This window comes from Nonomuraea sp. PA05 (genome assembly GCF_008086045.1).
Classification (GTDB): Bacteria; Actinomycetota; Actinomycetes; order Streptosporangiales; family Streptosporangiaceae; genus Nonomuraea; species Nonomuraea monospora.
Genome location: NZ_VSEY01000003.1, coordinates 139,303 through 161,689 on the forward strand (window position 1 = coordinate 139,303; position 22,387 = coordinate 161,689).

Annotated in this window: 41 protein-coding genes and 1 pseudogene; 40 read left to right on the forward strand and 2 right to left on the reverse strand. The window is 67.8% G+C overall.

From position 1 onward, the window contains the following. The first annotated feature begins 1 nt into the window (after position 1). The 25 genes and pseudogenes from FXF51_RS05910 (at position 2) to FXF51_RS06015 (ending at position 9,509) form a co-directional block, all read left to right on the forward strand. On the forward strand, positions 2-286 hold the full coding sequence (locus tag FXF51_RS05910) for a hypothetical protein (protein ID WP_148433229.1): 285 nt from the start codon (positions 2-4) through the stop codon (positions 284-286). A gap of 71 nt (positions 287-357) precedes the next feature. Then, on the forward strand, positions 358-570 hold the full coding sequence (locus tag FXF51_RS05915) for a hypothetical protein (protein WP_148433230.1): 213 nt from the start codon (positions 358-360) through the stop codon (positions 568-570). A gap of 3 nt (positions 571-573) precedes the next feature. Continuing rightward, the gene (locus tag FXF51_RS05920; protein ID WP_148433231.1) at positions 574-1,029 is read left to right on the forward strand and encodes a hypothetical protein; all 456 of its coding nucleotides are present in this window, start codon (positions 574-576) and stop codon (positions 1,027-1,029) included. A 109-nt stretch (positions 1,030-1,138) separates the two neighbouring features. Next, on the forward strand, positions 1,139-1,411 hold the full coding sequence (locus FXF51_RS05925) for a hypothetical protein (protein WP_148433232.1): 273 nt from the start codon (positions 1,139-1,141) through the stop codon (positions 1,409-1,411). Positions 1,412-1,416: 5 nt separating this feature from the next. Further along, complete coding sequence (locus FXF51_RS60570; protein ID WP_187414206.1) at positions 1,417-1,569, forward strand: hypothetical protein; 153 nt, start codon at positions 1,417-1,419, stop codon at positions 1,567-1,569. Between the two features lie 6 nt (positions 1,570-1,575). Further along, positions 1,576-1,842 carry a hypothetical protein gene (locus FXF51_RS05930; RefSeq protein ID WP_148433233.1) on the forward strand — a complete coding sequence of 89 codons (267 nt, stop codon included), beginning with the start codon at positions 1,576-1,578 and terminating at the stop codon, positions 1,840-1,842. Continuing rightward, the gene (locus tag FXF51_RS05935) at positions 1,835-2,344 is read left to right on the forward strand and encodes a hypothetical protein (RefSeq protein ID WP_148433234.1); all 510 of its coding nucleotides are present in this window, start codon (positions 1,835-1,837) and stop codon (positions 2,342-2,344) included. The genes FXF51_RS05930 and FXF51_RS05935 overlap by 8 nt, the downstream gene beginning before the upstream one ends. Next, positions 2,337-2,561: a hypothetical protein gene (locus tag FXF51_RS05940; protein WP_148433235.1), complete on the forward strand. Its 225-nt coding sequence runs from the start codon at positions 2,337-2,339 to the stop codon at positions 2,559-2,561. Before FXF51_RS05935 ends, FXF51_RS05940 begins: the two co-directional genes overlap by 8 nt. Next, positions 2,554-2,823 carry a hypothetical protein gene (locus tag FXF51_RS05945; protein ID WP_148433236.1) on the forward strand — a complete coding sequence of 90 codons (270 nt, stop codon included), beginning with the start codon at positions 2,554-2,556 and terminating at the stop codon, positions 2,821-2,823. The genes FXF51_RS05940 and FXF51_RS05945 overlap by 8 nt, the downstream gene beginning before the upstream one ends. Then, complete coding sequence (locus FXF51_RS05950) at positions 2,816-3,355, forward strand: hypothetical protein (protein WP_148433237.1); 540 nt, start codon at positions 2,816-2,818, stop codon at positions 3,353-3,355. The genes FXF51_RS05945 and FXF51_RS05950 overlap by 8 nt, the downstream gene beginning before the upstream one ends. Beyond that, positions 3,342-3,614, forward strand: a complete 273-nt coding sequence (locus FXF51_RS05955) for a hypothetical protein (protein ID WP_148433238.1) — start codon at positions 3,342-3,344, stop codon at positions 3,612-3,614. Before FXF51_RS05950 ends, FXF51_RS05955 begins: the two co-directional genes overlap by 14 nt. Beyond that, on the forward strand, positions 3,611-3,763 hold the full coding sequence (locus tag FXF51_RS60575; protein WP_187414207.1) for a hypothetical protein: 153 nt from the start codon (positions 3,611-3,613) through the stop codon (positions 3,761-3,763). The genes FXF51_RS05955 and FXF51_RS60575 overlap by 4 nt, the downstream gene beginning before the upstream one ends. A 221-nt stretch (positions 3,764-3,984) precedes the next feature. Continuing rightward, on the forward strand, positions 3,985-4,197 hold the full coding sequence (locus FXF51_RS05960; RefSeq protein ID WP_148433239.1) for a hypothetical protein: 213 nt from the start codon (positions 3,985-3,987) through the stop codon (positions 4,195-4,197). Next, on the forward strand, positions 4,190-4,468 hold the full coding sequence (locus tag FXF51_RS05965; protein WP_148433240.1) for a hypothetical protein: 279 nt from the start codon (positions 4,190-4,192) through the stop codon (positions 4,466-4,468). The genes FXF51_RS05960 and FXF51_RS05965 overlap by 8 nt, the downstream gene beginning before the upstream one ends. Beyond that, positions 4,461-5,006, forward strand: a complete 546-nt coding sequence (locus FXF51_RS05970; RefSeq protein WP_148433241.1) for a hypothetical protein — start codon at positions 4,461-4,463, stop codon at positions 5,004-5,006. The genes FXF51_RS05965 and FXF51_RS05970 overlap by 8 nt, the downstream gene beginning before the upstream one ends. Beyond that, positions 5,003-5,200 carry a hypothetical protein gene (locus FXF51_RS05975; RefSeq protein ID WP_148433242.1) on the forward strand — a complete coding sequence of 66 codons (198 nt, stop codon included), beginning with the start codon at positions 5,003-5,005 and terminating at the stop codon, positions 5,198-5,200. The genes FXF51_RS05970 and FXF51_RS05975 overlap by 4 nt, the downstream gene beginning before the upstream one ends. A 35-nt stretch (positions 5,201-5,235) precedes the next feature. After that, positions 5,236-5,316, forward strand: a pseudogene (locus tag FXF51_RS63665) (DUF6011 domain-containing protein); the annotation flags it as partial. A gap of 90 nt (positions 5,317-5,406) precedes the next feature. Next, positions 5,407-5,586, forward strand: coding sequence for a hypothetical protein (locus FXF51_RS62420; protein ID WP_148433243.1), 180 nt, complete (start codon positions 5,407-5,409; stop codon positions 5,584-5,586). Next, positions 5,583-5,957, forward strand: a complete 375-nt coding sequence (locus tag FXF51_RS05985; RefSeq protein WP_148433244.1) for a DUF6221 family protein — start codon at positions 5,583-5,585, stop codon at positions 5,955-5,957. The genes FXF51_RS62420 and FXF51_RS05985 overlap by 4 nt, the downstream gene beginning before the upstream one ends. Continuing rightward, positions 5,954-6,316, forward strand: a complete 363-nt coding sequence (locus FXF51_RS05990; RefSeq protein WP_222871142.1) for a hypothetical protein — start codon at positions 5,954-5,956, stop codon at positions 6,314-6,316. The genes FXF51_RS05985 and FXF51_RS05990 overlap by 4 nt, the downstream gene beginning before the upstream one ends. 150 nt (positions 6,317-6,466) lie before the next feature. After that, on the forward strand, positions 6,467-7,252 hold the full coding sequence (locus FXF51_RS05995) for a hypothetical protein (RefSeq protein ID WP_148433245.1): 786 nt from the start codon (positions 6,467-6,469) through the stop codon (positions 7,250-7,252). Between the two features lie 256 nt (positions 7,253-7,508). Further along, a complete protein-coding gene (locus FXF51_RS06000) occupies positions 7,509-7,754 on the forward strand; it encodes a hypothetical protein (protein WP_148433246.1) in 246 nt (81 codons plus the stop codon). Between the two features lie 231 nt (positions 7,755-7,985). Beyond that, a complete protein-coding gene (locus FXF51_RS06005; protein ID WP_148433247.1) occupies positions 7,986-8,627 on the forward strand; it encodes a hypothetical protein in 642 nt (213 codons plus the stop codon). Beyond that, complete coding sequence (locus tag FXF51_RS06010) at positions 8,627-9,097, forward strand: DUF6221 family protein (RefSeq protein WP_148433248.1); 471 nt, start codon at positions 8,627-8,629, stop codon at positions 9,095-9,097. Before FXF51_RS06005 ends, FXF51_RS06010 begins: the two co-directional genes overlap by 1 nt. Before the next feature lie 184 nt (positions 9,098-9,281). Further along, a complete protein-coding gene (locus tag FXF51_RS06015; RefSeq protein ID WP_148433249.1) occupies positions 9,282-9,509 on the forward strand; it encodes a hypothetical protein in 228 nt (75 codons plus the stop codon). A gap of 314 nt (positions 9,510-9,823) precedes the next feature. On the opposite strand, the gene FXF51_RS60580 is transcribed toward FXF51_RS06015, so the two are convergent. Then, positions 9,824-9,973, reverse strand: coding sequence for a hypothetical protein (locus FXF51_RS60580; RefSeq protein WP_187414208.1), 150 nt, complete (start codon positions 9,971-9,973; stop codon positions 9,824-9,826). Between the two features lie 127 nt (positions 9,974-10,100). Here FXF51_RS60580 and FXF51_RS06020 point away from each other — a divergent pair, with 127 nt between their 5' ends. The 11 genes from FXF51_RS06020 to FXF51_RS06070 all read left to right on the forward strand — a co-directional run bounded on the left by FXF51_RS06020 (position 10,101) and on the right by FXF51_RS06070 (position 16,770). Continuing rightward, a complete protein-coding gene (locus FXF51_RS06020) occupies positions 10,101-10,388 on the forward strand; it encodes a hypothetical protein (protein ID WP_148433250.1) in 288 nt (95 codons plus the stop codon). Then, positions 10,372-10,596, forward strand: a complete 225-nt coding sequence (locus FXF51_RS06025; protein WP_148433251.1) for a hypothetical protein — start codon at positions 10,372-10,374, stop codon at positions 10,594-10,596. The genes FXF51_RS06020 and FXF51_RS06025 overlap by 17 nt, the downstream gene beginning before the upstream one ends. A gap of 2 nt (positions 10,597-10,598) precedes the next feature. Beyond that, on the forward strand, positions 10,599-11,051 hold the full coding sequence (locus FXF51_RS06030) for a hypothetical protein (protein WP_148433252.1): 453 nt from the start codon (positions 10,599-10,601) through the stop codon (positions 11,049-11,051). A 68-nt stretch (positions 11,052-11,119) separates the two neighbouring features. Next, positions 11,120-14,005 carry a hypothetical protein gene (locus FXF51_RS06035; protein ID WP_148433253.1) on the forward strand — a complete coding sequence of 962 codons (2,886 nt, stop codon included), beginning with the start codon at positions 11,120-11,122 and terminating at the stop codon, positions 14,003-14,005. Positions 14,006-14,009: 4 nt separating this feature from the next. Beyond that, a complete protein-coding gene (locus FXF51_RS06040; RefSeq protein ID WP_148433254.1) occupies positions 14,010-14,366 on the forward strand; it encodes a hypothetical protein in 357 nt (118 codons plus the stop codon). Positions 14,367-14,833: 467 nt separating this feature from the next. Next, positions 14,834-14,986, forward strand: a complete 153-nt coding sequence (locus FXF51_RS60585; RefSeq protein WP_187414209.1) for a hypothetical protein — start codon at positions 14,834-14,836, stop codon at positions 14,984-14,986. Positions 14,987-15,076: 90 nt separating this feature from the next. Next, positions 15,077-15,343, forward strand: a complete 267-nt coding sequence (locus FXF51_RS06050; protein ID WP_148433256.1) for a hypothetical protein — start codon at positions 15,077-15,079, stop codon at positions 15,341-15,343. Continuing rightward, the gene (locus FXF51_RS06055) at positions 15,340-15,642 is read left to right on the forward strand and encodes a hypothetical protein (protein ID WP_148433257.1); all 303 of its coding nucleotides are present in this window, start codon (positions 15,340-15,342) and stop codon (positions 15,640-15,642) included. Before FXF51_RS06050 ends, FXF51_RS06055 begins: the two co-directional genes overlap by 4 nt. Further along, positions 15,639-16,136 (forward strand): hypothetical protein, encoded by a 498-nt coding sequence (locus FXF51_RS06060; protein WP_148433258.1) that lies wholly within the window; start codon positions 15,639-15,641, stop codon positions 16,134-16,136. The genes FXF51_RS06055 and FXF51_RS06060 overlap by 4 nt, the downstream gene beginning before the upstream one ends. Further along, positions 16,133-16,432 (forward strand): hypothetical protein, encoded by a 300-nt coding sequence (locus tag FXF51_RS06065; RefSeq protein ID WP_148433259.1) that lies wholly within the window; start codon positions 16,133-16,135, stop codon positions 16,430-16,432. Before FXF51_RS06060 ends, FXF51_RS06065 begins: the two co-directional genes overlap by 4 nt. A 5-nt stretch (positions 16,433-16,437) precedes the next feature. Beyond that, positions 16,438-16,770, forward strand: a complete 333-nt coding sequence (locus tag FXF51_RS06070) for a hypothetical protein (RefSeq protein ID WP_148433260.1) — start codon at positions 16,438-16,440, stop codon at positions 16,768-16,770. 286 nt (positions 16,771-17,056) lie between these two features. Here the strand turns inward: FXF51_RS06070 and FXF51_RS06075 are convergent, their stop codons facing one another. Then, positions 17,057-17,404 (reverse strand): HIRAN domain-containing protein, encoded by a 348-nt coding sequence (locus FXF51_RS06075; protein WP_148433261.1) that lies wholly within the window; start codon positions 17,402-17,404, stop codon positions 17,057-17,059. A 447-nt stretch (positions 17,405-17,851) separates the two neighbouring features. Here FXF51_RS06075 and FXF51_RS06080 point away from each other — a divergent pair, with 447 nt between their 5' ends. The 4 genes from FXF51_RS06080 to FXF51_RS06095 are packed head-to-tail and all read left to right on the forward strand — an operon-like array spanning position 17,852 to position 22,319. Then, positions 17,852-18,109 (forward strand): hypothetical protein, encoded by a 258-nt coding sequence (locus tag FXF51_RS06080; protein ID WP_262379310.1) that lies wholly within the window; start codon positions 17,852-17,854, stop codon positions 18,107-18,109. After that, on the forward strand, positions 18,093-19,733 hold the full coding sequence (locus tag FXF51_RS06085) for a hypothetical protein (RefSeq protein WP_148433263.1): 1,641 nt from the start codon (positions 18,093-18,095) through the stop codon (positions 19,731-19,733). Before FXF51_RS06080 ends, FXF51_RS06085 begins: the two co-directional genes overlap by 17 nt. Before the next feature lie 33 nt (positions 19,734-19,766). After that, a complete protein-coding gene (locus FXF51_RS06090; RefSeq protein ID WP_187414210.1) occupies positions 19,767-21,284 on the forward strand; it encodes a phage portal protein in 1,518 nt (505 codons plus the stop codon). 3 nt (positions 21,285-21,287) lie between these two features. After that, entirely contained in the window at positions 21,288-22,319 is a 1,032-nt protein-coding gene (locus FXF51_RS06095; RefSeq protein WP_148433265.1) for a hypothetical protein, read from the forward strand. Positions 22,320-22,387 lie beyond the last annotated feature (68 nt).

The following is a 22,387-nucleotide window of genomic DNA, read 5'->3' on the forward strand; positions in this document are numbered from 1 at the left end:
GATGAGAACCACGCTCTCGCCCGAACGTCTCGCTGTTCTCGCCGCCGAAGGGAAGGCGGAGGCAGCGAAGAGTCGTTTCGTGGATCCGTGCGCCGCCGCTCAGTCGAAGAAGCTGCTGCGCGAGCGTGGCGAGGAGTGGGCGGCGAGCGTCCTCATGCGGGACCTATCGCGCCGCTCCCTCGCCTTCCCGCACCTGCCGTGGCTGGAGGATGGCGAGATCGAGACGCTGATTCTCGCCGACCGCGCCGAATGGGAGCAGATCACCCGCGCGTTCGAGAGCGCCTGACCTCTCCCTCTCCCCGGTACCTCCTGCCGGGGACCGGGACACCCAACCCCTCAACGACCAAGGAGTTCCCCGTGAGTGACAACGAAGAGACCGTGAAGCTGAAGGTGAACGTCAGCCTGATCACCTCGGTGCGCAGCAACACCGAGAGCGTCATCGACACGGGCGAGACCCGCGAGGACTGGGACGCCATGACCAAAGCCGAGCAAGAGAAGCTCGGCAACGAGCTGTACAGCGAGTGGGTCGCCACCATGACGTCCGGCGGCTGGGAAGTTGTGGAGGACTGACCGATGAGCGAAGAGAAGCACCAGGGGTGCCGGGCCTGCGACCGTACCGACGTGAGCTTGAAGGCGGACGGGACGTTACGCATGCACGTCCGCAGCAAGGGCGGCAACGCCTGGCTCGCCCCGGGCGGGAACCGCTGCCACGGCGCTGGTGAACCGCCCAAGGGCGTGCTCGGCCACTACGCGAAGCAGGTGATCGCAACCCTGCTGCCGTACTTCTCCGACCTGAAGAAGCCGTACGTGGCCGAGGTGATCGGCGAGGCGGTCCAGAAGCACCACGCCAGCCCCAGCGAGACGTTCGAGGCGATCCTCGACGGCGGCTCGGCCAACTGGCGGCTCAAGCCGGACGGGCGCAACACCGGACGGGTCAGGCTGGCCTGCTACCGGCTCAACGAGCGCCCTGAGGACCTGGCCCTGGAGGAGCGGGTAAATGCCGCCCTCGCAGAGATCCGCTACCGCTGACCATCCAGCCCTGTCTCTCCGGTACCTGGCGAGACAGGGCGGTAATCCACAAGACCAGATCGACAACGGCAGATCTACAAGACCAGATCCACAAGAGGAGCCCTCGAACATGGCCAGCGAGCAGTTCCCTGACCGTCTCCTCCGCCACGGCTACGACAGCGAACGAACCCGGGCGAGAAGCAACTTGGAGATCGAACTTCGTGACGCCCGAGCGGTCCTGGACCAGCTCACCGAGATCGTGAAGGACGACACCGCGACCATTGTCGGCTCCACGGCGGCGCGACTGGGCCGCACCGTCGCCGATCTGGTCGCCTACGCGAACGCTCTGGACATGGCCAACCGTCTGGCGTTCCTCTGCCCACCCGCCCCCGAGGAAGGTTGATCCCGATGCCTGACGTAACCGTCCCCGACTGGCTGTTGCAGTCCGCTCTCTCCTCCTGGCGGCGGGATCCGAGCCTCTGCCTGGAGGAGCGGATGCGGGCCGTCCTCGTTGACGCCCTCACCGAGTACCGGATCGTCTACGGGCCGGAGGAGGGCTGATCCCCGATGGCTTTGATCACTGACACCCCGTACGGGCGTAACGCCGTAGACGCCCTGAGCGCCGCTGTCGCGCTCGAACGCGACTTCCCCGGCTGGCTGGCCGCGACCCTCGCCACCGTCGCCGCCTCCCAGCCTCACGGCTCCTACGACCTCACCGCAGGACGGCCCGGCTCGTGGGAGGCAGACCTAGTTCGGCGGCTGCTGGCCGGCACTGTGGGCGAGGACGACGAATACCTCGGCATGTACCGGGAGGGTGGCAGCGATGATGAGTGAGACCGCTGACTGGCCGTACGACGCCGACCAGCATGACCCGCTCACCAAGCTCCGCATCCCGGTGACGTGCTTCGTTCCGCGCTGGAAGTACGCGGCGTCGTTCGACCGGGAGTCTGAGGTGCGGCCCACCGACTGGGAGGCTGCGCAGCTCGTCTCGTTCATCGACGAGTATCGCGAGCACTGGTTCAACGAGACGTGGAAGGCGAAGCTCGCCGAGCGGCCGTTCGATATCGACAGCGGCAATCCCACCAGGATCTTCCACAAGTGGGCGGACGGTGACTGGTCCTACCGGGTGGTGACGTGGCAGTACGGGCCGGTGTGGGTGCCGGTCTTCCCTCGCCTGCGCGGCACGCACCTTGACGACCGTCCGAACTGGGCAGGCCCGATGACGCTGGTGCAGGTGATGGACCGCATCTACACCGTCGGTGGCGAGACGTTCAAGCACTGGACGGACTGGAAGGCCGCCCACCCTGAGATCTTCGGCGAGGTAAGCCGTGGCTGATCAGGAGAATCCACTCACCTGCGAGTACTTCCCGAACCACCCAGCAACGCAGGTGCTCTCCGCTGATCTCTTCGGCATGGGCAGGCACACCACGTTCTGCTGCGCCCAATGCGGCGACGAGCAGGAGGGGCACGTTCGCCGCATCGACCCGCACGCCGTCGTGTGGCGGTTCACCATCACCCCGATCACCCCGATCAAGGAGAAGGCTGATGCCTGATGATCTGCACGTGCTGATCCGCCGAGCCATCAACGACCCCGGAACGTTCACCACGCGGCGGGAGGGCGAGACGGTTGGTGACTGGGCGGCGAGAGCGGTTCCGATCTCGCTTCGCTCGGGCGACGACGACATGGTGACCGTGATGGCCGGCGACATCGCGATCGCGCTGGCGTTCATGAAGCACGCTGGGGACGCCCCCAGAGACGTGGTACGGCGTCTCGCTACGGCCCTGGCAGAGCAGGGGATGACAGACCGTGCCTGACCTTCCCGAGGAAGCCGTCCAGGCCGCTGCGTCAGCGATCTCGCGGATGCTGTTCTCTGGCCAGCCGGAGTACGGGACGTGGATGGAGCACGACGAAGACCTCGCCCGCGCGGCTGTCGAGGCTGCTGCTCCTGTCCTCGCCGCCCAGGCCTGTGTTGGTGAGCGAGCCCGCTGTATCGCCGACCTCCGCGCCCGTGCCGCTACCGAGCGGGCGCTCCCGCAGGAGAGGCGCGCGGCAGGAGAACCGACCGTCGTCGCAGACCTATGGCAAGGCCACGATCGGGCGATGAGTCTGGAGTGGGCGGCCGAGGTCCTCGCCACCGAGAACGGGGGAGCCCGTGATGGTGGCGAGCACGAGCACCGGCAGGCGGCTGAGCGTCTGCTGGACCTTGTCGACCCGAAGCGCCCCGGCTATGACCCTGACCGCTTCGACGCCTTCCTTGCCGACCACGGACTCGTCTACCACCCGCGCATGAGAGACACCCTGAAGGCGGCAGCTCACCTGATCGGAGGAGCCCATGAACCCCGCTGAGGTGATCGCTGAGGCTCGTATCGCCGCGTTTGAGGAACGCTGGGGTGACGGCTCCGCCTCCCGGGAGACGTTCTTTAAGGAGGCGCAGCGAGACCTGGACGCGTTGGCCGGCGCAGGCATGGTCGTCGTCTCCGCTGAGGACCTCCGCGCCGCCATCGAGGTCCTGGAAGCGGTGAACGACCCGTGGCGGTACATCACAGAGGAGCCGGACCTGCTCAACCGCCTCCGTGCCGCCCTACCCGAGAGGAGCGACCCGTGAGGTATGTGATCCAAGAGCACTACGACGACCTGCGACAGGTGTGCACCAACACAGGAGACTGCGACTGGCGCGGCGGCGTCAATGACGAGCCGTGGAAGGTGTGCCCTCGCTGCTTCTCCGGGCTCGAGGCGGTGGGTCCTGGTGCCTGAGACGCTGCTTGACGATCTCCCGCTGGGCCTTTTCACCGTTGAGTGCGACGGAAGCGCCTGCGGGTCCGGCTCCGCCTTCGGCTGGCACGTCCACCTGGAGCAGCACGGCAGGGCTCCACTGGGGCGAGTCCGTGTCACCGAGGGCAGACGCACCTACCTGACGGAGGTGCGGGAGCTGCCGACATCCGACGCCTTGCTTCTGGCGATTCAGGGAGCCGTCCGTGCCTGACTTCACCGCCGAGATCCGTCAACTCGTCACCCTGAAAGATGACGACCTGCAAGAGCGCGTTTACGTGGCCCGCCAGGTCCTGAATCGGGCGCACCGAGAAGGCTACGAGGAGGGCTACGAGCAGGCGATGCGGGACCGAGGGTTGGCCGACGTGATCGCCCGCCTCGAAACGCACGCCGCCCAACGTGAGGAGAACGATGTCTGAGCCCATCACCGTCTACATCGCTGAAGTGATCTGGTTCAGCGGTAACCCCGTGGACGGGCGTAAGCGCGTGGCCGTGGGTGCCAGCCTCGAAGCAGCCTTGAACGCCCTCCGTACCGACGACATCTTCGGTGGCGACCTCGTGGCCACGACGGTCAACAATGCCGCTCTGGGGACCAAGGGAGCACGCACGTGGGCGGTGCACGAGCGCGACGAGGAACCCGACGACGAGGGCTGCCTGTGGATCACCGAGGAGAAGGTGACCCATGACTGACGACTCCGTACAGCTCCGGGATGTCCTGAAGAGGGGCTACCAGAAGGCCGTTGCCGCCGAGTTGACCAGGCAGCGCACCCGTGCCGAGGAAGCCGAGCAGGACCGCGACCACTGGCGGGAACGTGCCGAAAAGGCCGAGCGCCGCCTGATCGAGATCCGCCGCTACATCGACGAGGACTTCCGGTTCTGGTGTTCCCCTAACGGCGTGGCAGGCCGGTACGCGAGAGACCTGGTCGCCTACATCGACCGCCTCGACGGGAGAGGGGAGGACGCCTACAGCATCGTCCGAGCCCAGTTGAAGGCCATCCGCGAGGAAGCCGCCGGCCTCGCTGCCAAGCTGGGCGAGGCCGAACTGGCGCTCGCCCGCATGGAGAACCTCAGGGACAAGTGGCTGGCGTGGCCGCCGGACGACATGCACCACGCGGCAGGGCTCATGCTGTCCAAGTACCTGGACGGCACCGCGTACGGCTCTGATGAGCCACGGCCTGACCCGCCCAGCCTGCCCCCTGAGACGACAGCCACCGAGGAGGAGACGTGACCACCGCTGAGGATCGCTGGCACTCCCGCCAGTGCGCCTACGGCCGGACCGGCGACCCAGAGGACGAGTGCCACTGCCCCGACCCGATCACCCCGGACGCGCCCCGCAAGACGTGCGGGCACACGATGGACACCTACTGCACCTGCTACCTGCTGGAGTACGTGAACCCGGACGACTACGGGCCGTTCGAGTGAACCTCCTCAACCTTGACGCCCCTCCCTTGTCGCCGATGCTGTGTCTGGGAGGCTGTGGCCGTCACCTGACTGCGCCGGAGTCGAGAAGGCGCGGTTTCGGGCCGGAGTGTGCCGAGAAGCTCGGGATCATCGACCCGCCAGGCCCGCGCTTCTCCCGCCGTTCTGGTGGATGCTGCGAGGGACAGGCCAACCTCCTGGAGGAAGCCATGCTGTACATCACCACGGACGCGAGCGACTTCTACCACCGCGACCAGGAATGTCCTGCCTTCCAGCGCGGACGCAACGCCAGCGCACCGAACAACTACGAGAGCCACCCCATCCGCGAGGTCTCCGAAGAGGAGACAGCGAAGATGAGGCCCTGTACGACCTGCCTGGGGGAGACGTGACCGACACGCGCGCCCAACTCCAGTACTGCCCTGAAGCGTTCGTCAGGATGCGCCTGGACGAGCGCGAGAAGGACGCCTGCGGGGCTCTTGAGATCAACCAGAAGGCCCGCGACGCCGGTCTGATGGGCTCGACCCTGTGGGAAGAGGAGGACGCAGCGATGCACGCCGTCCTCGCCGACGTGAAGTCGAAGCGGTGGATCCTCGACATCATCCAGCCCGACCTCGACGCGGGTACGCAGGTGTTCGGCCCTGATCGTGACGGGTTCGAGCGGTGGGGCAAGGCGTACCTGATCGCGTGCGCCCTCGCTGAGCCGTGGGCCGACCATGAGGACTACAGCCACAAGTGGGCGAAAGGGGAAGTCGAGCCGTGACTGACCGCGCGAAGGAACTCCAGGAGGCGATCGACTCCGCCAACGAGGAGGGCTTCGCCTCCCTCGACCAGGCCGCCGCCGACGAACTGATGCGCCTGTGGGGAGACCTTCACGAGCAGATCCGCTTCGCCTACAACGGTTGTTGGTCAGCAGGGTGCGAGGATGTCGCCCGCCGAATCGCGGTCCTCACCCGAGCGCTGGGCAGGGCCACACCCTGGCAGCAGGTCCAGATCGAACTCGTGGAGACGGGCATCTACCAGAAGCTGCACGACCTGTTGGGGATCCCGTACGAGCAGCCCGACATGCAGGCGGTAGTCGAGGTGCGGGCCGAGCGGGAAGCGAGCCTCGCCGCGAACTGAGGTGTCACCTGCACATACGTGGCATATTTGACCTTGGAAGCGAAGACGGCCCTCCACCCCCATGGAGAGCCGCCCCGTCCCACTACCCTCGCTGAGCCTCATCCACCGCAGAACGAAGCCTCCCGTAAGCGTACATTCGGGGAGGCCGAAATGTCCCAGCGCACCTACGACCTCGAACGCCTGTGTGCCGGCGCCTGCATGAACGGCTACCGGCGTAAGGTCCGCTCCTACGAGCACGCCTACGCCGTCTACCGCGCCGCCCATACGGAATGGCAGGCCGACGCCGCGGCGTGGCATGCCCCGCTCGTGTGGCCAGACGAGCCCGCCGAGCCGGAGGAGCCGCGCCTCCCGTACCGGATCGAGGGTGACCCGGTGTTCTGCCCGGACTGCGTGTACGCCTGCAAGTCGAAGCTGTCGAAGCTGGACGGCGCCGCCTGCGTGTACCTGCGGGAAGCGGACGGATTCCGAGGCCAGTCCGACCAGGCGAAGGTGTCGTCCAAGGGCAGCGAGCCGCCGTCGCTGTCGCCGGCCGTCGAGGACATCGACGAACTGGACGGGTGGCTGCGCGACTGGAAAGCCGCCTACCTGGGGGCGGAGACGATGGCCAGGCAGGGCATGCTCGCCGACTCCGTCACCCTGGGAACGGCATGGCTGGTGGTGCGAGCGGAACGCATCCTCGCCCACCCGGACCTGGCGCCCGCGTTCGGCGAGGAGGTCAACCGCTGGCACGGCAGGCTCGTCCGCTACGACCCGTCAGACGTTGTCGTCGAACCGCTCAGGGGAGCGCGCTGCGCGGAATGCAACGGTCTCACCCTGGAGCGGAAGGTGGGCGAGGACAAGGTGACGTGCCGGCGCCGTACCTGCGAGCGGGTCCTGAAGTGGTCGGAGTACCAGGAGTTGGTGGACGAGGCCAAGAAGGTACGTAAGGCATCGTGATTGTGAACGCCTCCCCGAACTCTCCTCTCGATGTCGTGCGCATGCCCAACGGGGATGTTCTGCTGCTGCCTGCAGTGTGGCCCGTGCGCCTCACGCCGGAGCAGCGTAAGGACCTCTGTGAACGGTTGTGCGGCGAGTCGCCTGGACAGGATTGGACAAGTCCATCGCGAGCGGTCTAACGTTGGGAAACAGCGGACGATCTATGCCCCGGAACGCTTCCAGCGCCGGGGCTTTCGCGTGTCTGGGGGTGGCCCGGATGCGCTTCCACTACGACCCCGACGGCGAACCGTGCGTCACCCGGCAGCAAGCCGCCGATCTCAAAGGCGTGAAGCCGGCAACGGTGGATCGGTGGGTTCGCATCGGCTACCTCGCCCCGGTCCCCGGCTGTCCGCCGCGCCGGCGCTTGTTCAAGGTCGCTGACGTGGATGAGGCGGATCGCATGGCGTACGAGGCTGCGGTCCGTACGTCGGGCAGCGGCAAGCGGGTCACCCGCGCAGCCTAGACAGCCGTAGAGATTCCCATAGACGCGCGTCCCTTCGGTGCTGAGGGAGACGCGCGGCTCCGCAGGACGTGCCCCCATGGCCTGTGTCGAGCCCTCCCCAGGTCGCCCGGTCCCGTGTCTGCGAGGGTCGCGGGCCGGGCGGCCAACCCCTCATCGTGCGGCCTGCCTCTTCCGGGGGGTTGGTGGCGGGCCGCACCACAACCCCCTGTACAGCCCCCTTGGAGATCACCGATGAAGGTGTACGCCGCGATCAGCAACTACGACTCCTACGACTACGACGGTGGCTACGAAGTGGTCGGCGTATTTGCCGACCGGGTCGACGCCGAGCAGTGCGAACTCGCAGATGGAGTGCTGGCATTCGACGTGTTGGACGGCCCGGCGTACGTGCGGGACCGGCACGTGGTGACCCTGTACGACAGTCTTTTCCGTGGCCCCGAGCGGACGTCTTACCGCCGCATCGACACAGGCAACGGCGACACGCTGGAGGAGCACGGCTGGCGGGCCGTGTTCGAGACGTTCGACTCAGGTCGCGCGGACGCGAAGATGGCCGAGTGGCAGGCCGAACATAAGCGGCGCGCCGCCGAGTTCGTCGCCTCGCTGGACCGTATCGACGTGAAGGTCTGGTACGAGCCAGGTGACGGATATGCGTTGGTGCTGACGCCGCTGCACCTGCCGGAGAGAGCGCTGCGGGTGTCGCGTGACTTGATCACCGACCAGGCGGGCATGCCGCGAGGAGCGACCCTGCATGCCCAGTGGTTCACCGTGGACACGTTGACGCTGGACCACATCGACGGGTTCAAGGTGTGCCGGGCCCCGGCCAAAGACGGGCTTGCGACGCTACCGACCGCGACCGCTTCCAGGGCGAGTTCCTGATGGCCTCCGACGAGATGCTGTCCTGGCTGAAGGCGACGATCGAGGGCGACAAGGCGCTAGCCGAGGAGAACTTGGGTGAGGTCTGGGCCGCCGCCGACGACCGTGACGAAGGGTTCTTCATCGAGATCGAGGACGCCGGGGCTTTCGGCAAAGCCTGCGGGTGCTGCATAACCGGCACCCTGTGCGAGGTCGAAGCGAAGCACGTCGCTCTCCACGACCCGCGCGACACGATCGCCCGGTGTGAGGCCGAATTGTCGGTACTGGATCTCTTCGAGAAGCACGGCTACGCGCTCGGAGGGGCCTACTTTGGCGCGCTGCATGATGCGTTGGGCCGCCTGGTGGTGGGCTACCGCCACCGCGCCTGCCGACGGGACACGCTTCGGAGGAAGCGGAAGAGGAAGAGATGTACTGGGACTACGACCCGGAGCAGGGCATGCGCCTCTGGGGTCCAGACTCGGAAGAGCCGATAGAGGTTATCCCGCCCGCCCAATGCTGGCGCTGATCCCGTAGACCTCCGGGCGGGCTTGGTACGGCTTCTCTCACAACGATCAGCCGCACGCCTTCGCTTGGGCTTCCCTGGCCCGCCCGGACATCAACCACGCGGCTGCGGACTCACTCGAATAGTCGTTCGACCTCGCGGGTAGGCTCGCCCACATGCAAGACCCGCCCTCCGTACGTCTCCCTCACCACCCCGCCGGCGCAGGGCTCCTCCACCAGTGGAGAAAAACCCGGACGGGCCAGTGGGAAGCGCTGGTGGAGTACGTGCTGGACGTCCCCGGCTACAAGGGTGGGCTGGAACCCCACCGGTCCTGGCTGCAGGCGTACGAGGTAGAGCCGATCAAGGGCGTCGACTACTCACGGGTACCACGCTCGCGCGCCTGACCACTCACTCAGCCACTGCAGCGCACCGGCAAGGCACCGTCACCAGAGTCCCGGCCTCTTCGTCGATGTGGGCGAGCTGACCGGATCCGAAGCACAACCGGCACAGGAATGCCCTGGCGATGAGCGGGTCCGTCCACACCTTGTGGTCGGTCGCGGTCGGCGGTGGAGGAGGCGGCTTCTCGCTCCGCTCGGCAGGCTCGTTGTCGCCTCCCACGGTGCCTTGCCCGCCGCAGAAGCGGCACGCCAGAAACAGCGGCCCGAACTGCTGCCCGCGCCGGCCTCCGCACTCCGGGCACGTGATGGGGTCGGTCACGTCACGCCCGGCCGGTTCCGTTGCAGGTGTCGCACGCCACCCACTGGCGGTTGGCGCCCTTCTTGCCGTTCATCTCCATCCACTCCCCGCCCGCACCGAGGCAGGTACCGCACACCGGGGGCGCTTCGTCGTCGTCACCTTGCTTCGCCATGCCCGCACCGTAACGGCGCAGGCACACGCTGTCTGTGACTACTGAGTTCGACACCTGTACTGCCAACACAGCCGCGTCCGAAGGCCCGCCACTGTGCGGGCCTCCGTCATGTCCGGAGGTGATCGGCGTGCGCGAGGAGTACAACCCCGCAGTTCACGGCTCCTACGCGTCTTGGCTCCGCAACAAGGGAGTCCAGACCCGCGCCAGCGGATGGACGAACGCCACCCACGACCAGGTGACGGAAGGCCGTGACCGGTTCGGCCAGCGCTTCAAGCGCACCACCGACCAGCTCGGCCATGACGTCATCCAGCACGGCAACGACCAGCAGTCCGTCATCGCGCGCATCCAAACCGTCCGCGCACACGTTCCCGCCTCCGCGTCGAAGAGGGAGATCACCGATGTCATCGAGCGCTGAGCGCGCCGCCGAACTACGAGCACAGGCCGACGCTCTCGACGCGATGGCCGGCCTCGAAAACGACCTCCTGGCCGCGAAGGAGAGCGGCGACAAGGCCGCCATCCGGGAGGCGTCTCTCGCGCTGCGGGAGGCCCGATCCCAGACCCGCACCGAGGGCACGACGGTCGGCGGCGACGCCTTCGTCAGCCCCACTTCTGAGGAGGTCTGATCATGGCTGTCACCGCTTCGGGCATCTACATCGCCACGATCGTGGACGTGTTCGACGACACCCAGCTCGGCCTGGACCTGTCGTCGGAGACACAGCTCAAGGTCGCCCTCTTCACGAATTCGATCACACCCAACTTCAGCTCGGACACCGCGTACGGCGTGTCCCCGTACAACGCGAACGAAGTCAGCGGCACCGGCTACACCGCCGGTGGGGCAACGCTCACCACCACCACATTCACGGGCAGCTCCGGCTCGACCACGTTCGACGCGGCCGACTCCTCCTGGGCGTCTTCGACGATCACGAACGCCCGCGCCGCCCTCATCTACGCCGACGGCCTGGCGGGCGACAACGCGGTGGTACTCCTCAACCTGGGCCAGGATTACAGCACGTCAGCGGGCACGTTCCTCCTGCAGTACAGCGGGTCCGGCATCTTCACGGTCGATTGGACGCCGTGACCACCTGCCGCTGACACCCACCCGACCCTCACCGCCTCCGGGCGGTTTTCTGCTGTTCGGGGGCGGGCGTGGCGATTGCGATCGACTCCTCTTCGCCTGCCCTGGTCACCGACACTGACGCCGTCACCACGGCGAGTTTCACCGCGCCCGCCAACAGTCTCCTGGTGGCGTTGTGTGCCTCCAACTCCGGAGCGGTCACCCACACCGTGACCAACTCGGGGACCGCGTTGACGTGGACGTCGCGGGTGCGGCGGATGCTGGGCGACGACGCGGGCGCGTACACGCCGGCGGTGGAGATTTTCACCGCCCCCGCTGCCGCGTCGGCGGCCCGCACCGTCACCCTGACGAGCAGCAACGGCGGAGACTTCGTCGTCTTGAAGCTGCTGGTGGTGACGGGTGCGGACCTGGCGTCTCCTGTGGGGAACGTCGGCGAAGGCAGCTCGGCCACCAGCAGCATCACCCCGGCTGTCTACACCTCCAGCGTCGCGGGTTCCCGAGCGGTCGGCATCGCGGTGGACGCCCTCGAATCGGGCGCCGTCACCAGCAGCGACACGGGCTTCCCGTGGGATGAGTTCTTCCAGACTGCCGGGATAGCGGTCCACAAGGCCGCCAACACGGGGTCTTCTGGCACGTCAGTCACCCTGAACTTCAATGGTGGCGGCCTGTCGCGCGAGTGGAACTGGGCGGCGGCGGAGATCAAACCGTCTGCGGGTACGGGCGCGACCGCGACCCCTGCTGCGGTGTCGGCTACCGCGTCGGTCCCGTCCCCGGCGGTGTCGGTGACCGCGACGGCGACTCCTGCGGTGGTGCCGGCTTCGGCGGCCGTTCCGGCTCCTTCCCCCCGTACGGGCTCAACCGCCACCCCGGCCGTGGTGGCGGCGACGGCGGCGATTCCCGCCCCGTTGGTGTCAGCCAGCGCGACACCCTCGCCCGCAACGGTGGCAGCGACCGCATCCGTCCCGGCTGCGACCGTGTCGGCGCAGGCGTCAGCGACCGCAACCCCGCCAGTGGTCGCGGCTACCGCTGTCGTGCCCGCCCCGGCAGTGTCCACCAGCGCGGCCGTCGAGTTCGTCGACGCCGCCCACTCCGAATCCACCATCGGTAACCTGCCCGTCGGCATCCAGGAAGGCGACGTCCTCCTCGCGATCGTCCAAGACGCGGAACTCCTGGACGGGCCTGACGGTTGGACGGAGATCGGCGTCGGCCGGGTGGGCCAGCAATTCGACGGCAACGCCTGGACCACGACCGTCACCGGCGACCCGACCGACCACACCTGGATCGGGTCCAGCAGCGGCCCCATCATCGACATCCTCGCCTACCGCGGTACGACCGCGCCGGCCATCTACGCCCAGTCCGACGCCGCCGACCCGGTAGCGCCATCGGTGACCACCGTCACGGCGAACTCGCTGCTGGTGGTCCTGTACGCGGACGAGTCGTCGCAGGATTTGACCGCCCCAGCCGGGATGACCGACCGGACCCCGCTGTCCGCGCAGGCCTACAACGCCGAAGCGGATCAGGTCGTCGCCTCTCCCGGCGCCACGGGCACGCGCACGTTCGGCGGTGTCGGTGACGCGATCGGCGCCTGGTCGATCGTGCTGGAGCCCGCCGCCCCGGACGGGAACGCCACCGCCAGCCCGCCCGCCGTCTCCGCCACCGCGGCGATCCCGGCCCCTGCATCAAGCACGAGCTCTGCGGCTTCGCCGGCTGTGGTGGCCGCGCTGGCGAGCATCCCGTCGCCGTCCACACGAACGGGCTCGGCTGCAGGCCCGGCTACTGTCCCCGCCGCGGCGTCCATCCCTGCCCCGGGCGTCGCGGCGGGCTCCACCCCAACCCCTGCCGCCGTCCAGGCCGCCGCGTCCATCCCCGCCCTTGCCATTTCCACCGGCTCTACAGCCGCCACGAACGTCGTCGCAGCCACGGCGACGATCCCGGCGCCCACCACCACGGCCGGGGCGACCGCGGCTCCTGACGTGGTTCCAGCGACCACCACCGTCCCGCAGGCGACCACCACGACGGGCTCAACGGCGAGCCCCTCCGTTGTCGCCGGCACAACACAGACCCCCGCTCCAGCCGTCTCAGCGGGCGCTACGGTCACAGCCGGCGCGGTCCAGGCCGTAGCGTCTGTTCCTCAGCCGGCCGTCGCCACCGGTCAGGTTGCGCAACCTGCGACCGTCACCGCGACGGCCGCCATCCCGGCGCCCACCGTTTCGTACGGGCAGACCGTCACCCCTGCCGTCGTCGCTGCTTTCGCTTCAGTTCCGGCGCCGAGCATCCAGACGGGCTCCAGCTCCACCGCCACCCCGGACACGGTGACCGCCGCCGCGGCGATCGCGTCTCCGGCCGTGACGACTGGAGCGACCGCGCAGCCTCCTGTGGCGGCTGCTACAGCGTCCGTGAGCGCCCCTCAGGTGTCGGCAGGCTCCACCGCCCCGCCGGACCCCGTGGAAGCGTCTGCGTCGATTCCAGCGCCAACCGTCAGCGCGGGAGCGACCGCAACGCCCGGCACCGTCCAGGCGAGCACCAGCATCCCGGCCCCGACTGTCGAAGCCGACGGGAACGCCGCCGCCACACCAGCGACGGTCACCGCCGCGGCGAGCATCCCGTCCCCGGCCACGGGCACCAGCTCCACGGCCACGCCGGCCGTCGTGCTCGCCACCGCTGCCGTGCCCACGCCGACGACCTCGGTCCTGGTTGCTGCCACGCCCGCGGCTGTGCAGGCCTTCGCCACGATCCCCGCGGCCCTGGTGTCGACGACAGCACGTCCTCCCGCCGTGGCTGCGGTCGCGTCCATCTCGGCGCCGTCCGTGTCCGCGGGAGCGTCTCCCGATCATCTACCCCCAAGGCTCGGCGGCGCTCTGGTCGCCCAGCACAGCCTGGGCGGCTCCCGAATCGAAGGCCATGGTCTCGGCGGCTCCAAGGTCACCACGGGTCAGCTCGGCGGATCTCTCACGTGAGGAGGTGGACGCGGTGCCGGACTTCGTCAACTTGACGCTGGTGGAGGACGACAACGAGTCCGCGTCCTTCCGCATCGTCGACGACTCGGGGACCGCTCTCAGCCTCACGGGCGCGGACGTGTTCGCTGTCATCAAGGCGAGCCAGGCTGTGGAGGACGACGCCTCGACGGGCGTGTTCACGCTGACCGAGGGCGACGGCGTCACGATCGACGACGCAGCCCAAGGCCTGATCACGCTCACCTTCCCCGAGAGTGTGACCGAGTCGCCGGGCGTCTGGTTCTACAAGATCAGAGTGACTCGCGGATCCCCATCGGCTACCAAGACAGCCATCGAGGGGTGGCTGTCCGTCGCCGATGCCTAGGCGGGCAGCGTCGGTCTGTAGCACGCCGGGCTGCCCGAACCTGTGCGACGGCGGCCGGTGCCCGGAGTGCCGTAGCGCTGCTGAGAAGGCTCGTGGCAGCGCCTCACAGCGCGGCTACGGCTCCCGCCATCGTGATCGGTTCCGTACGGGCGTGCTGGCGAAGCACCCCACGTGCGTGCTGTGTGGAGCCGCACGGAGCACCGTGGCGGACCATCACCCGATGGACCGCCGAGAGCTGGTAGCCCGAGGGCTGGACCCGGACGACCCGAAGTACGGGCGCGGCCTGTGTGCCTCATGTCACGGCAAGGCCACACAGGCGAACGAGAGCCAAAAGGGCGGCTGGAACGCCCGATAGTAACTCTCCGTGCACGTCGTCCTGACGTGCACAAAGTCAGCCTCTCGCACGGGCGGGTAACCGTCGAAGCGCCCGCCCATGTTACGCACCGTTGCCACGAAGGAGTTCGGTCATGAACGTCCCCGACCTCTTCACTCTTCTCGCCCTGATCGCTTTCCTCGCAGCCTCCGTAGTGGGCTTCGTCCACAAGTCGTGGGTCGCAGCCCTGTTCTGCCTCGGCTTCGCCTTCCTCGTGCTGGCCGGCGCCGACCTGATCAACCCTTGACCCACACAAGATCCTCCCGTTCGCGGCGGGAGGTAGACGGCCCCTGAGATCTCCCTGACTCAGGGGCCGTCGCCACACCAGGGAGAAACCATGCAAGAGCGCGAACTGTCCATCACCGGACCGGTCTTCGGCCCGACAGTGAAGCTCGGCGACCATGAACTGAGCCGAGCCCTGCGCGGTCTGACGATCCGCTTCCAAGCAGGCGAACGCCCGGCCGTCGAGGCTGAACTCCTCATCGACGCCATCGAGGTGGCCGATCTCGGCGTCCGAGACTCCGAGGTCGTCCTGTCCATGCCCGACGCAGCGCGAGACGCGCTGATCGCTCTCGGCTGGACTCCTCCGGCAGGTGACCGATGACCACGGTCCGCGTCTCCTGGGTCCCCGCTACCGGCGAGCCTGTCGAGCTCGGAGAAACCGTGTCGGACCTGAAGTTCGTCACCGGCCCGCCTACGCCGATCGAGATGCTGTCCAAGACTCAACGGTTCCTCGTGGTCTCTCCGTCGCTCCTGGAGCGGACGGGACCGTACACGCTCAAGCTGCGAGGCCGCCTGCTCTGGTCCGGCTACCGGCTGGTGTTCGGCCGCACGAGCCCGCGCTCCCGCAGGGCGAAGACGGAGTACCACCGCCGCTCCCGCTCGCGGGGGAGGAAGCGGTGAGCGCCCGCGTCGTCCACGCCGTGAGGTGCGCCCCCGACTCGACCTCGCCAGTGAAGATGTTCTGGCGCTGCTCCTGTGGCGGTGACGGCCATGATGTGCCAGGAGCGCAGCTTCCCTGCCCTTCCTGCGGCGAGACGATCCGCGTGCCCGAGACGCCAACGGACGCGCCCGTCTCCTCCCCCGAACTCATCGCTGGCGTGGAGCGGGCCACGCAGGAAGCCCTGTCCAGAGACATGCGCTTCGATCTTCGTGAACTCGCCTACCGCATCCTCATCAACCCGGACCTGGTCTTGTTCGGGCAGAGAGGCGGAGGCGTCGGCATGTACTGCCGGGCCTGCACGCCGATAGCTCATGAGACGATCGCCTACCTCGGAGCGAAGGAAGGCGAGCAAGCAGCGAACACGGGCATCACCTTCGCCACGTCCGTCTCCGGGCTGTGGAGCCAGGCCCTCATCCACCTCGCCATTCACCACCCGGCAGCAGGTGACCGATGAGCATCGTCCCTGTCCCGATAGACGAGACGCAACGCACCATCGACCTGCCACCAGGCCCGGCCCTGCTGTACGTGACCGAGGGCGACAACCCGACGATCACCATCCTGGACCGCGCCCCCATCGGGAACCTGCCCGCAGGCCGTGATCGAGTAGTGTGCCTTGCCTTGCTCGGGTACGTCATCGAACAACTTCACGCGCCCAGGCTGCACATCGAGAACTGCGAGCCCGGCTCTCCCGAAGACCTCGCCGCTCGCAAACGGTTCGGCCTCAGGACGCCCACCCGCGAGAGAGAATGACGGGCATGGAGATCGCCGCCACCGTCACCTATCAGGGACAGGCCATGCTCATCCCGAAGAGCGACGGCCGGGACTATCCGTGCCAGGCGCGAGTCCGCGTCTACCACGACATCCCCGACCTTGGCGGTGACCGGCCATACATCAGGGATGCGCACAGGTGGGACGCGGACATCACCGGCGATCTACTGACGGACGCACGCCCACCCTACGGCGAGGCCACGCTGCGCCTCCCCGACGGCAGCACCGGCGACGCCATGTTCCAGGCGACCGCACCGCGAGTCGGTTCACTGACGTGGGACGGCGCACTCACCGGCCTCGGACGGTCGCCCACCGAGTAGCGCGGTAAGGAGGTGCTGGTGACAGTGGACCAGAACCTCCATGACCGAGCGCCTGTCGATGCTCTCCTCGAAGCCCTGACCCACCCGTCCCTCTACCTCCTGGGTGGCGAGGACGGAGGAGTAGGGCTCCACTGCCGCGACCACCATGACGGCGGCCGGCCTCTCGCCTACTACGACCGGACCGGTAGCACGTACCCAGACCCGTGCGTGGCCAACATCGCCACCATCCCGGGCCTATGGGCTCACGCCATAGACCACCTGGCAGCCCAGCACCAGCAGCCCTGACCTACCTGTGCTTCAGCCTGGTGAGCTTCAGGTCCTCACCCTCACCTGCTGCGAGCACCACCACGTACGGCGTGGCATCCACGCCACCACCGACGAACACACCGCGGAACGTACGGCCGGCATCCATGTCCCTCGCCACCCGTGATGCTGCGCCCTTGGCCAGGTAGCCGATCGACACAGGGATCTCACCCTGGCTCGGCACCACAGCCAACACCCGCACCGCGTCCGAGTCGTAAGGATTGTCCGGCTCACGCACCAGCTCGACCTCAGAGCCTGCCTTCACATACCTCGCGAGATCGCCCTGGTACTTCGCTCCACGCAACTTCACTGCGGAGTACTCGACATGCATGCGAAACAGCAGACCACCTCATGATCCGCGCGAACACGCGAGCGAGGTAACTGTCCGTATCTGGACACGGTGCCGGGGTGGGGCATGACCTGCTACAAACATGCTAAAACGAGGACCGCGGGGGAGGCGGCTCCGAGGTCCGCCAGGTCAGAGAGTCCTTGATCAACTTCAGGTGGTGACGCAAGGTGACCATCGCCCGATGCCGCGCAACGCGGCTGAGGAGTAGTGAGTGCTATGCCGAGAGGCGGACACGCCGCGTCCGGTCCTGCGCCTGATCCGAACGCGCTCCGGCGCAGTCGGCCCGCGGACGCAGCCACGTGGACCACCCTTCCTTCTGAGGGACGGGATGGAGACCCTCCCGAGTGGCCTCTGCTCGAACCGGACGGCCGCGAGTGGGAGCTGTGGACGGACTTCTGGTCCCGCCCGCAGGCGCTGATGTGGGAGAAGATGGGCCAGCTTTACGAGGTCGCGATGTGCGTGCGCATGCTGGCCCGCGCCGAGCAGCCGAAGTCGTCGATCGAGCTGCAGAAGGTGGTCCGGCAGTACTTCGACTCGCTCGGGCTGTCCACGCAGGGCATGCTGCGCAACCGGTGGCGGCTGTCGGATGCGGCGCCGGCCGAGCCGTCGAAGGCGCAGAAGGCTCCGCTGCGTAGGTCGGCGAGGAGTCGTCTCACGGTGATCTCGGGCGATGCCTCCGGCGAGTGAGTTCGTCGTCGACTTTCCGACGCTGTGGGTGGCGATCGACTGGATCGAGGAGCATTGCAGCGTCCCGGACGGGTTCCGCAAGGGCGACCGGTTCGAGATGTACGACTGGCAGCTCTGGTGCACGGCCAACCATTACCGGGTCAAGCCGGCCGCCACGCTGGGCCAGTTGGCTCCTGCGTTCCACAATCGGCGCTCGCAGGTCATCGCTCCGCAGAAGACCGGCAAGGGGCCGTGGTCGGCGTCGATCATCTGTCTTGAGGCTGTCGGGCCTGCCGTGTTCGCGGGCTGGGCCACGGGCCATGAGGTGTACGACTGCCGCGACTACGGGTGCGGGTGCGGCTGGTCGTACGAGTACGAGCCGGGCGAGCCGATGGGCATGCCGTGGCCGACACCGCTGATCCAGCTCCTGGCCACGTCCGAAGACCAGGTCGACAACGTGTACCGGCCGCTGCAGGCGATGGCCAAGTCGGGGCCGCTCGCGGATCTGATGCGGACGGGCGAGGAGTTCATCCGGCTGCCGAACGATGGCCGGATCGACGTCGTCACCTCGTCGGCGACGTCACGGCTGGGTAACCCGATCACGTTCGCGATGCAGGACGAGACGGGCCTGTACACGAAGACGAACAAGATGGTGCGCGTCGCCGAGACGCAGCGGCGCGGCGCCGCCGGCATGGGCGGGCGGACGATGGAGACGTCGAATGCCTGGGACCCGTCCGAGGAGTCGGTAGCGCAGAGGACGTCGGAGTCGCAGCGGCCGGACATCTTCAAGTTCCACCGCGTCCCGCCTGCCCACCTGTCGTACAAGAACAAGGCCGAGCGGGCGAAGATTCACCGGTTCGTGTACCGCGGCTCCACTCACGTTGACCTTGACGCGATCGAAGCCGAGGCAGCGGAGCTGCTGGAGAAGGACCCGGCGCAGGCCGAACGGTTCTTCGGCAACAGGGTCGTGTACGGCCAGGGCGGCTACATCGACGGCGACGTTTGGGACGGTCGGGAGGCGCCCCGCGAGGTCCCCGACGGTACGCCGATCGTGCTCGGCTTCGACGGCAGCGATGTGGACGACTGGACGGGCATCCGCGCGGAGACCGCGGACGGCTACCAGTTCACCCCCACGTACGGGCCTGACAAGGTGCCGACGGTGTGGGATCCGGCGGCGTTCAGCGGCCAGGTGCCGCGGCTTGAAGTGTCTGCCGCTGTGGACGAGCTCATGACGCGTTTCCAGGTGGTGCGCATGTACGCGGATCCGCCGGACTGGAAGTCGGAGATCGACGCCTGGGTGGAGAAGTACGGCGAGAAGGTCGTCATCCGGTGGGCGACGTACCGGCCGGTGCAGATGCACGCCGCGTGTCAGCGGCTGCTGGTCGATGTCGGCAAGGCAGGGTCGCCGTTCACGCATGACGGCTGCCCGACGACCGCGATCCACCAGCGGAACACGCGAAAAGCGCCACGGCCTGGCCAGCGGTACGTGCTGGCGAAGGCGTCCCCCACTCAGAAGATCGACCTGACCGTGTGCTCCGTTCTCGCGCACGAGGCGTACGGTGACGCGCTTGCTGCGGGCCTGTTCACGGTCGAGAAACCCGCGGAGAACCTGATCTACACGGCGTCATCGACACGGCGGAGGTGACGCCCGGTGGCCATGCCCCTGCCTGTCTCGGACATGACGGCCTCGGATGAGGCGCGCAAGGCGGTCAACCTACTGAATCGGCTCGCCGACGAGCTGCGCAGGCGGGAGACGGAAACCACGCGGCGGCTTGACTACTACAAGGGCAAGCACAAGCTCTGCTACGCCTCCCCGGAGTTCCGCGACTATTTCGCGGACCGGTTCAAGGGGTTCTCCGACAACTGGACCGCGCCCGTGGCGGCGGCGCCGGCCGAACGCATGAACGTGCTCGGGATCCGGCTGGACCCGGACGAGCGCACTGCGGACAAGGGTCTGTCGGAGGCGTGGAAGGTCGCCGACTGCGAACGCACCTCATCCGAAGCGTTCGTCGTCACGCTGGCTGCGGCCCGCTCGTACTGCCTGGTGTGGGGCAACCCTGCCAACGAGGAAGAGCCGCGGGTGACGTGGGAGCGCCCGGATCAGGCCATCGTGGGTTACGACTCCGACACCGGGGAACGGTCGGCGGCGCTGAAGCTGTGGGCGGACGACACGCTGGAGTACGCCACCTTGTACACCCGCACCGAGGTGTGGAAGTTCTCCAGGCCGCGGTATGCCCGCACCGGGTACAGCGTGTCTGGGCTGATCGTCCCCGCGGGGAGCGACGTGGTGCGGAACGCGGGCCCGTACGGCTGGCAGCCGCGCCAGGGCGACCTCGACACCACGTGGCCGATCCCGAATCCGATGGGTGTCGTCCCGATGGTGGAGCTGCGGAACCAGACGCTCCTCGACGATGAGCCGCTGTCCGACATTTCGGGTGTGATGGCCATGCAGGACGCCATCAACCTGACCTGGGCGTACCTGATGAACGCCTTGGATTTCGCGAGTTTGCCGCAGCGGGTCGTCATGGGCGCGGACGTGCCCAAGGTGCCGATCCTCGACGACAGCGGGCAGAAGGTCGGTGAACGCCCGATCGAGTTGGACACGCTCATCAACGAGCGGATCCTGTGGCTGACCGGGGACGCCAGCATCGGGTCGTGGCCGGCAGCGGATCTCGCGGCGTACAGCAACGTGATCGAGCGGGCGATCGAACACATCGCCGCCCAGACCCGGACCCCGCCGCACTACCTGATCGGCAAGGTCGCCAACCTGTCCGCTGAGGCGCTCACCGCAGCGGAGACCGGCCTGGTGTCGAAGACGGGCGAGCGGATCGTCTACGTCAACTCCTCCATCCGCGAGATCCACTCCCTCATGGCCAACGCCATGGGCCACGAAGGCAAGGCCAAGGCGTGCCAGCGCGGCACCGTCATGTGGGCCGATACCCAGTTCCGGGCGCTCGGCCAGAAGGTTGACGCGCTGATGAAGCTGAAGACGATCGGCTTCCCGCTGCCGTGGATCGCCGAACAGTACGGGCTCGAACCGCCTGAGGTGGAGCGGGTCATGCGCATGGCAGAAGAGATGGCGCAAATGGACCCGATCAACCAGGCGATGAACGGCGGCGTCCAGCCGATCGCCGCCACCTCGGCAGCAGCGCAGGGCGAGGACCTGGCTGAGGTCGCGCCGGAACCGGTCAGGTAGCCGGTGGCGACCCCGCAGGAGATAGCGGTCGCCCACCAGCAGCGCCAGCGGAGCATCATCCTGGCGTTGATCGCGATGATTCTCGGCTGGTGGCGGCGCCTCGACCGGGCCAGGCTGACGGAGTCGTGGCAGGCCGGTGTCGGGCCGTCGATTGTGCAGACGATGGCCAGAGCCCAGACCGACATCGCCTCACTGGTGCCGTTCTACCTGCGAGATGTGGCGCAGGCTCAGGGCATCGAACCGCCCGAACACGAGGTGGTGCCGTCGGCGTTCTCCGGCGTCGCGTCGGATGGCCGCCCGCTGGAGTCGTTGATGTACCAGCCGGTCATCGCGCTCAAGCGGCTCCTAGCCGAAGGCGTGCCGATCGACGAGGCGATGCGCCGGGCGACCGCCCACCTGGCGATGATCGCCGCCACTCAGGCGGCCGACGCTGGCCGCGGCGCTGTCGAGGCCGGCATGACCGCGAACCGGCAGTGGGTCATGTACGTGCGGGTGGTGAACCTGCCCGCCTGCTCCAGGTGCATCATCCTGGCGGGCCGCGTGTATTCGCACTCGACAGGCTTTCTGCGCCACCCGAACTGCGACTGCAGCATGATGCCCGTCACCGGCGACGACGTGGCCGTCCTGTCGCCGCGAGAGCTGTTCGAGCAGATGTCGGAAGAGGAGCAGGACCGCCGTTTCGGTAAGGCCGGCGCCGAATCCATCCGTCTCGGAGCCGATCTCGGCCAGGTCGTCAATGCCCGCCGCGGAATGCAGCAGGCCAGCGTGTTCGGCAGGCAGACGCTCATCACGACCGAAGGCACAACGCGTCGCGGCGTGGCCGGACGTCGGCTGATCGAGCAGGGCGCACCCACCGTACGGGTGGTCGAGGAGTTCGCCACTCGCATCACCAGGCAAGGCCGCGAGCAGCGGCAGGTCCGACGGGAGCGAGTCCGCACACCGAGGCTCATGCCTGAGGCGATTCTGCAGGCCGCGAACGGCAACCGCGACGAAGCGATCCGGCTCCTGCAGCGCTTCGGATTCATCACCAGCTAACCGGGCCTCGCCGGGGTTTGGCAGTCCCTACACCCCTGCGCAACGCCGGGGCTTCACCTTCACCCGCA

Excerpts from the sequence above, each read along its gene's own strand:
- FXF51_RS05910 (WP_148433229.1), top strand. The coding sequence starts at position 2 with ATGAGAACCACGCTCTCGCCCGAACGTCTCGCTGTTCTCGCCGCCGAA.
- FXF51_RS05920 (WP_148433231.1), top strand. The coding sequence starts at position 574 with ATGAGCGAAGAGAAGCACCAGGGGTGCCGGGCCTGCGACCGTACCGAC.
- FXF51_RS05925 (WP_148433232.1), top strand. The coding sequence starts at position 1,139 with ATGGCCAGCGAGCAGTTCCCTGACCGTCTCCTCCGCCACGGCTACGAC.
- FXF51_RS60570 (WP_187414206.1), top strand. The coding sequence starts at position 1,417 with ATGCCTGACGTAACCGTCCCCGACTGGCTGTTGCAGTCCGCTCTCTCC.
- FXF51_RS05930 (WP_148433233.1), top strand. The coding sequence starts at position 1,576 with ATGGCTTTGATCACTGACACCCCGTACGGGCGTAACGCCGTAGACGCC.
- FXF51_RS05935 (WP_148433234.1), top strand. The coding sequence starts at position 1,835 with ATGAGTGAGACCGCTGACTGGCCGTACGACGCCGACCAGCATGACCCG.
- FXF51_RS05945 (WP_148433236.1), top strand. The coding sequence starts at position 2,554 with ATGCCTGATGATCTGCACGTGCTGATCCGCCGAGCCATCAACGACCCC.
- FXF51_RS05955 (WP_148433238.1), top strand. The coding sequence starts at position 3,342 with ATGAACCCCGCTGAGGTGATCGCTGAGGCTCGTATCGCCGCGTTTGAG.
- FXF51_RS05965 (WP_148433240.1), top strand. The coding sequence starts at position 4,190 with ATGTCTGAGCCCATCACCGTCTACATCGCTGAAGTGATCTGGTTCAGC.
- FXF51_RS05970 (WP_148433241.1), top strand. The coding sequence starts at position 4,461 with ATGACTGACGACTCCGTACAGCTCCGGGATGTCCTGAAGAGGGGCTAC.
- FXF51_RS62420 (WP_148433243.1), top strand. The coding sequence starts at position 5,407 with ATGCTGTACATCACCACGGACGCGAGCGACTTCTACCACCGCGACCAG.
- FXF51_RS05995 (WP_148433245.1), top strand. The coding sequence starts at position 6,467 with ATGTCCCAGCGCACCTACGACCTCGAACGCCTGTGTGCCGGCGCCTGC.
- FXF51_RS06000 (WP_148433246.1), top strand. The coding sequence starts at position 7,509 with ATGCGCTTCCACTACGACCCCGACGGCGAACCGTGCGTCACCCGGCAG.
- FXF51_RS06005 (WP_148433247.1), top strand. The coding sequence starts at position 7,986 with ATGAAGGTGTACGCCGCGATCAGCAACTACGACTCCTACGACTACGAC.
- FXF51_RS06010 (WP_148433248.1), top strand. The coding sequence starts at position 8,627 with ATGGCCTCCGACGAGATGCTGTCCTGGCTGAAGGCGACGATCGAGGGC.
- FXF51_RS06015 (WP_148433249.1), top strand. The coding sequence starts at position 9,282 with ATGCAAGACCCGCCCTCCGTACGTCTCCCTCACCACCCCGCCGGCGCA.
- FXF51_RS60580 (WP_187414208.1), bottom strand. The coding sequence starts at position 9,973 with ATGGCGAAGCAAGGTGACGACGACGAAGCGCCCCCGGTGTGCGGTACC.
- FXF51_RS06025 (WP_148433251.1), top strand. The coding sequence starts at position 10,372 with ATGTCATCGAGCGCTGAGCGCGCCGCCGAACTACGAGCACAGGCCGAC.
- FXF51_RS06030 (WP_148433252.1), top strand. The coding sequence starts at position 10,599 with ATGGCTGTCACCGCTTCGGGCATCTACATCGCCACGATCGTGGACGTG.
- FXF51_RS60585 (WP_187414209.1), top strand. The coding sequence starts at position 14,834 with ATGAACGTCCCCGACCTCTTCACTCTTCTCGCCCTGATCGCTTTCCTC.
- FXF51_RS06050 (WP_148433256.1), top strand. The coding sequence starts at position 15,077 with ATGCAAGAGCGCGAACTGTCCATCACCGGACCGGTCTTCGGCCCGACA.
- FXF51_RS06055 (WP_148433257.1), top strand. The coding sequence starts at position 15,340 with ATGACCACGGTCCGCGTCTCCTGGGTCCCCGCTACCGGCGAGCCTGTC.
- FXF51_RS06065 (WP_148433259.1), top strand. The coding sequence starts at position 16,133 with ATGAGCATCGTCCCTGTCCCGATAGACGAGACGCAACGCACCATCGAC.
- FXF51_RS06070 (WP_148433260.1), top strand. The coding sequence starts at position 16,438 with ATGGAGATCGCCGCCACCGTCACCTATCAGGGACAGGCCATGCTCATC.
- FXF51_RS06075 (WP_148433261.1), bottom strand. The coding sequence starts at position 17,404 with ATGCATGTCGAGTACTCCGCAGTGAAGTTGCGTGGAGCGAAGTACCAG.
- FXF51_RS06080 (WP_262379310.1), top strand. The coding sequence starts at position 17,852 with ATGGGCCAGCTTTACGAGGTCGCGATGTGCGTGCGCATGCTGGCCCGC.
- FXF51_RS06085 (WP_148433263.1), top strand. The coding sequence starts at position 18,093 with ATGCCTCCGGCGAGTGAGTTCGTCGTCGACTTTCCGACGCTGTGGGTG.
- FXF51_RS06090 (WP_187414210.1), top strand. The coding sequence starts at position 19,767 with ATGACGGCCTCGGATGAGGCGCGCAAGGCGGTCAACCTACTGAATCGG.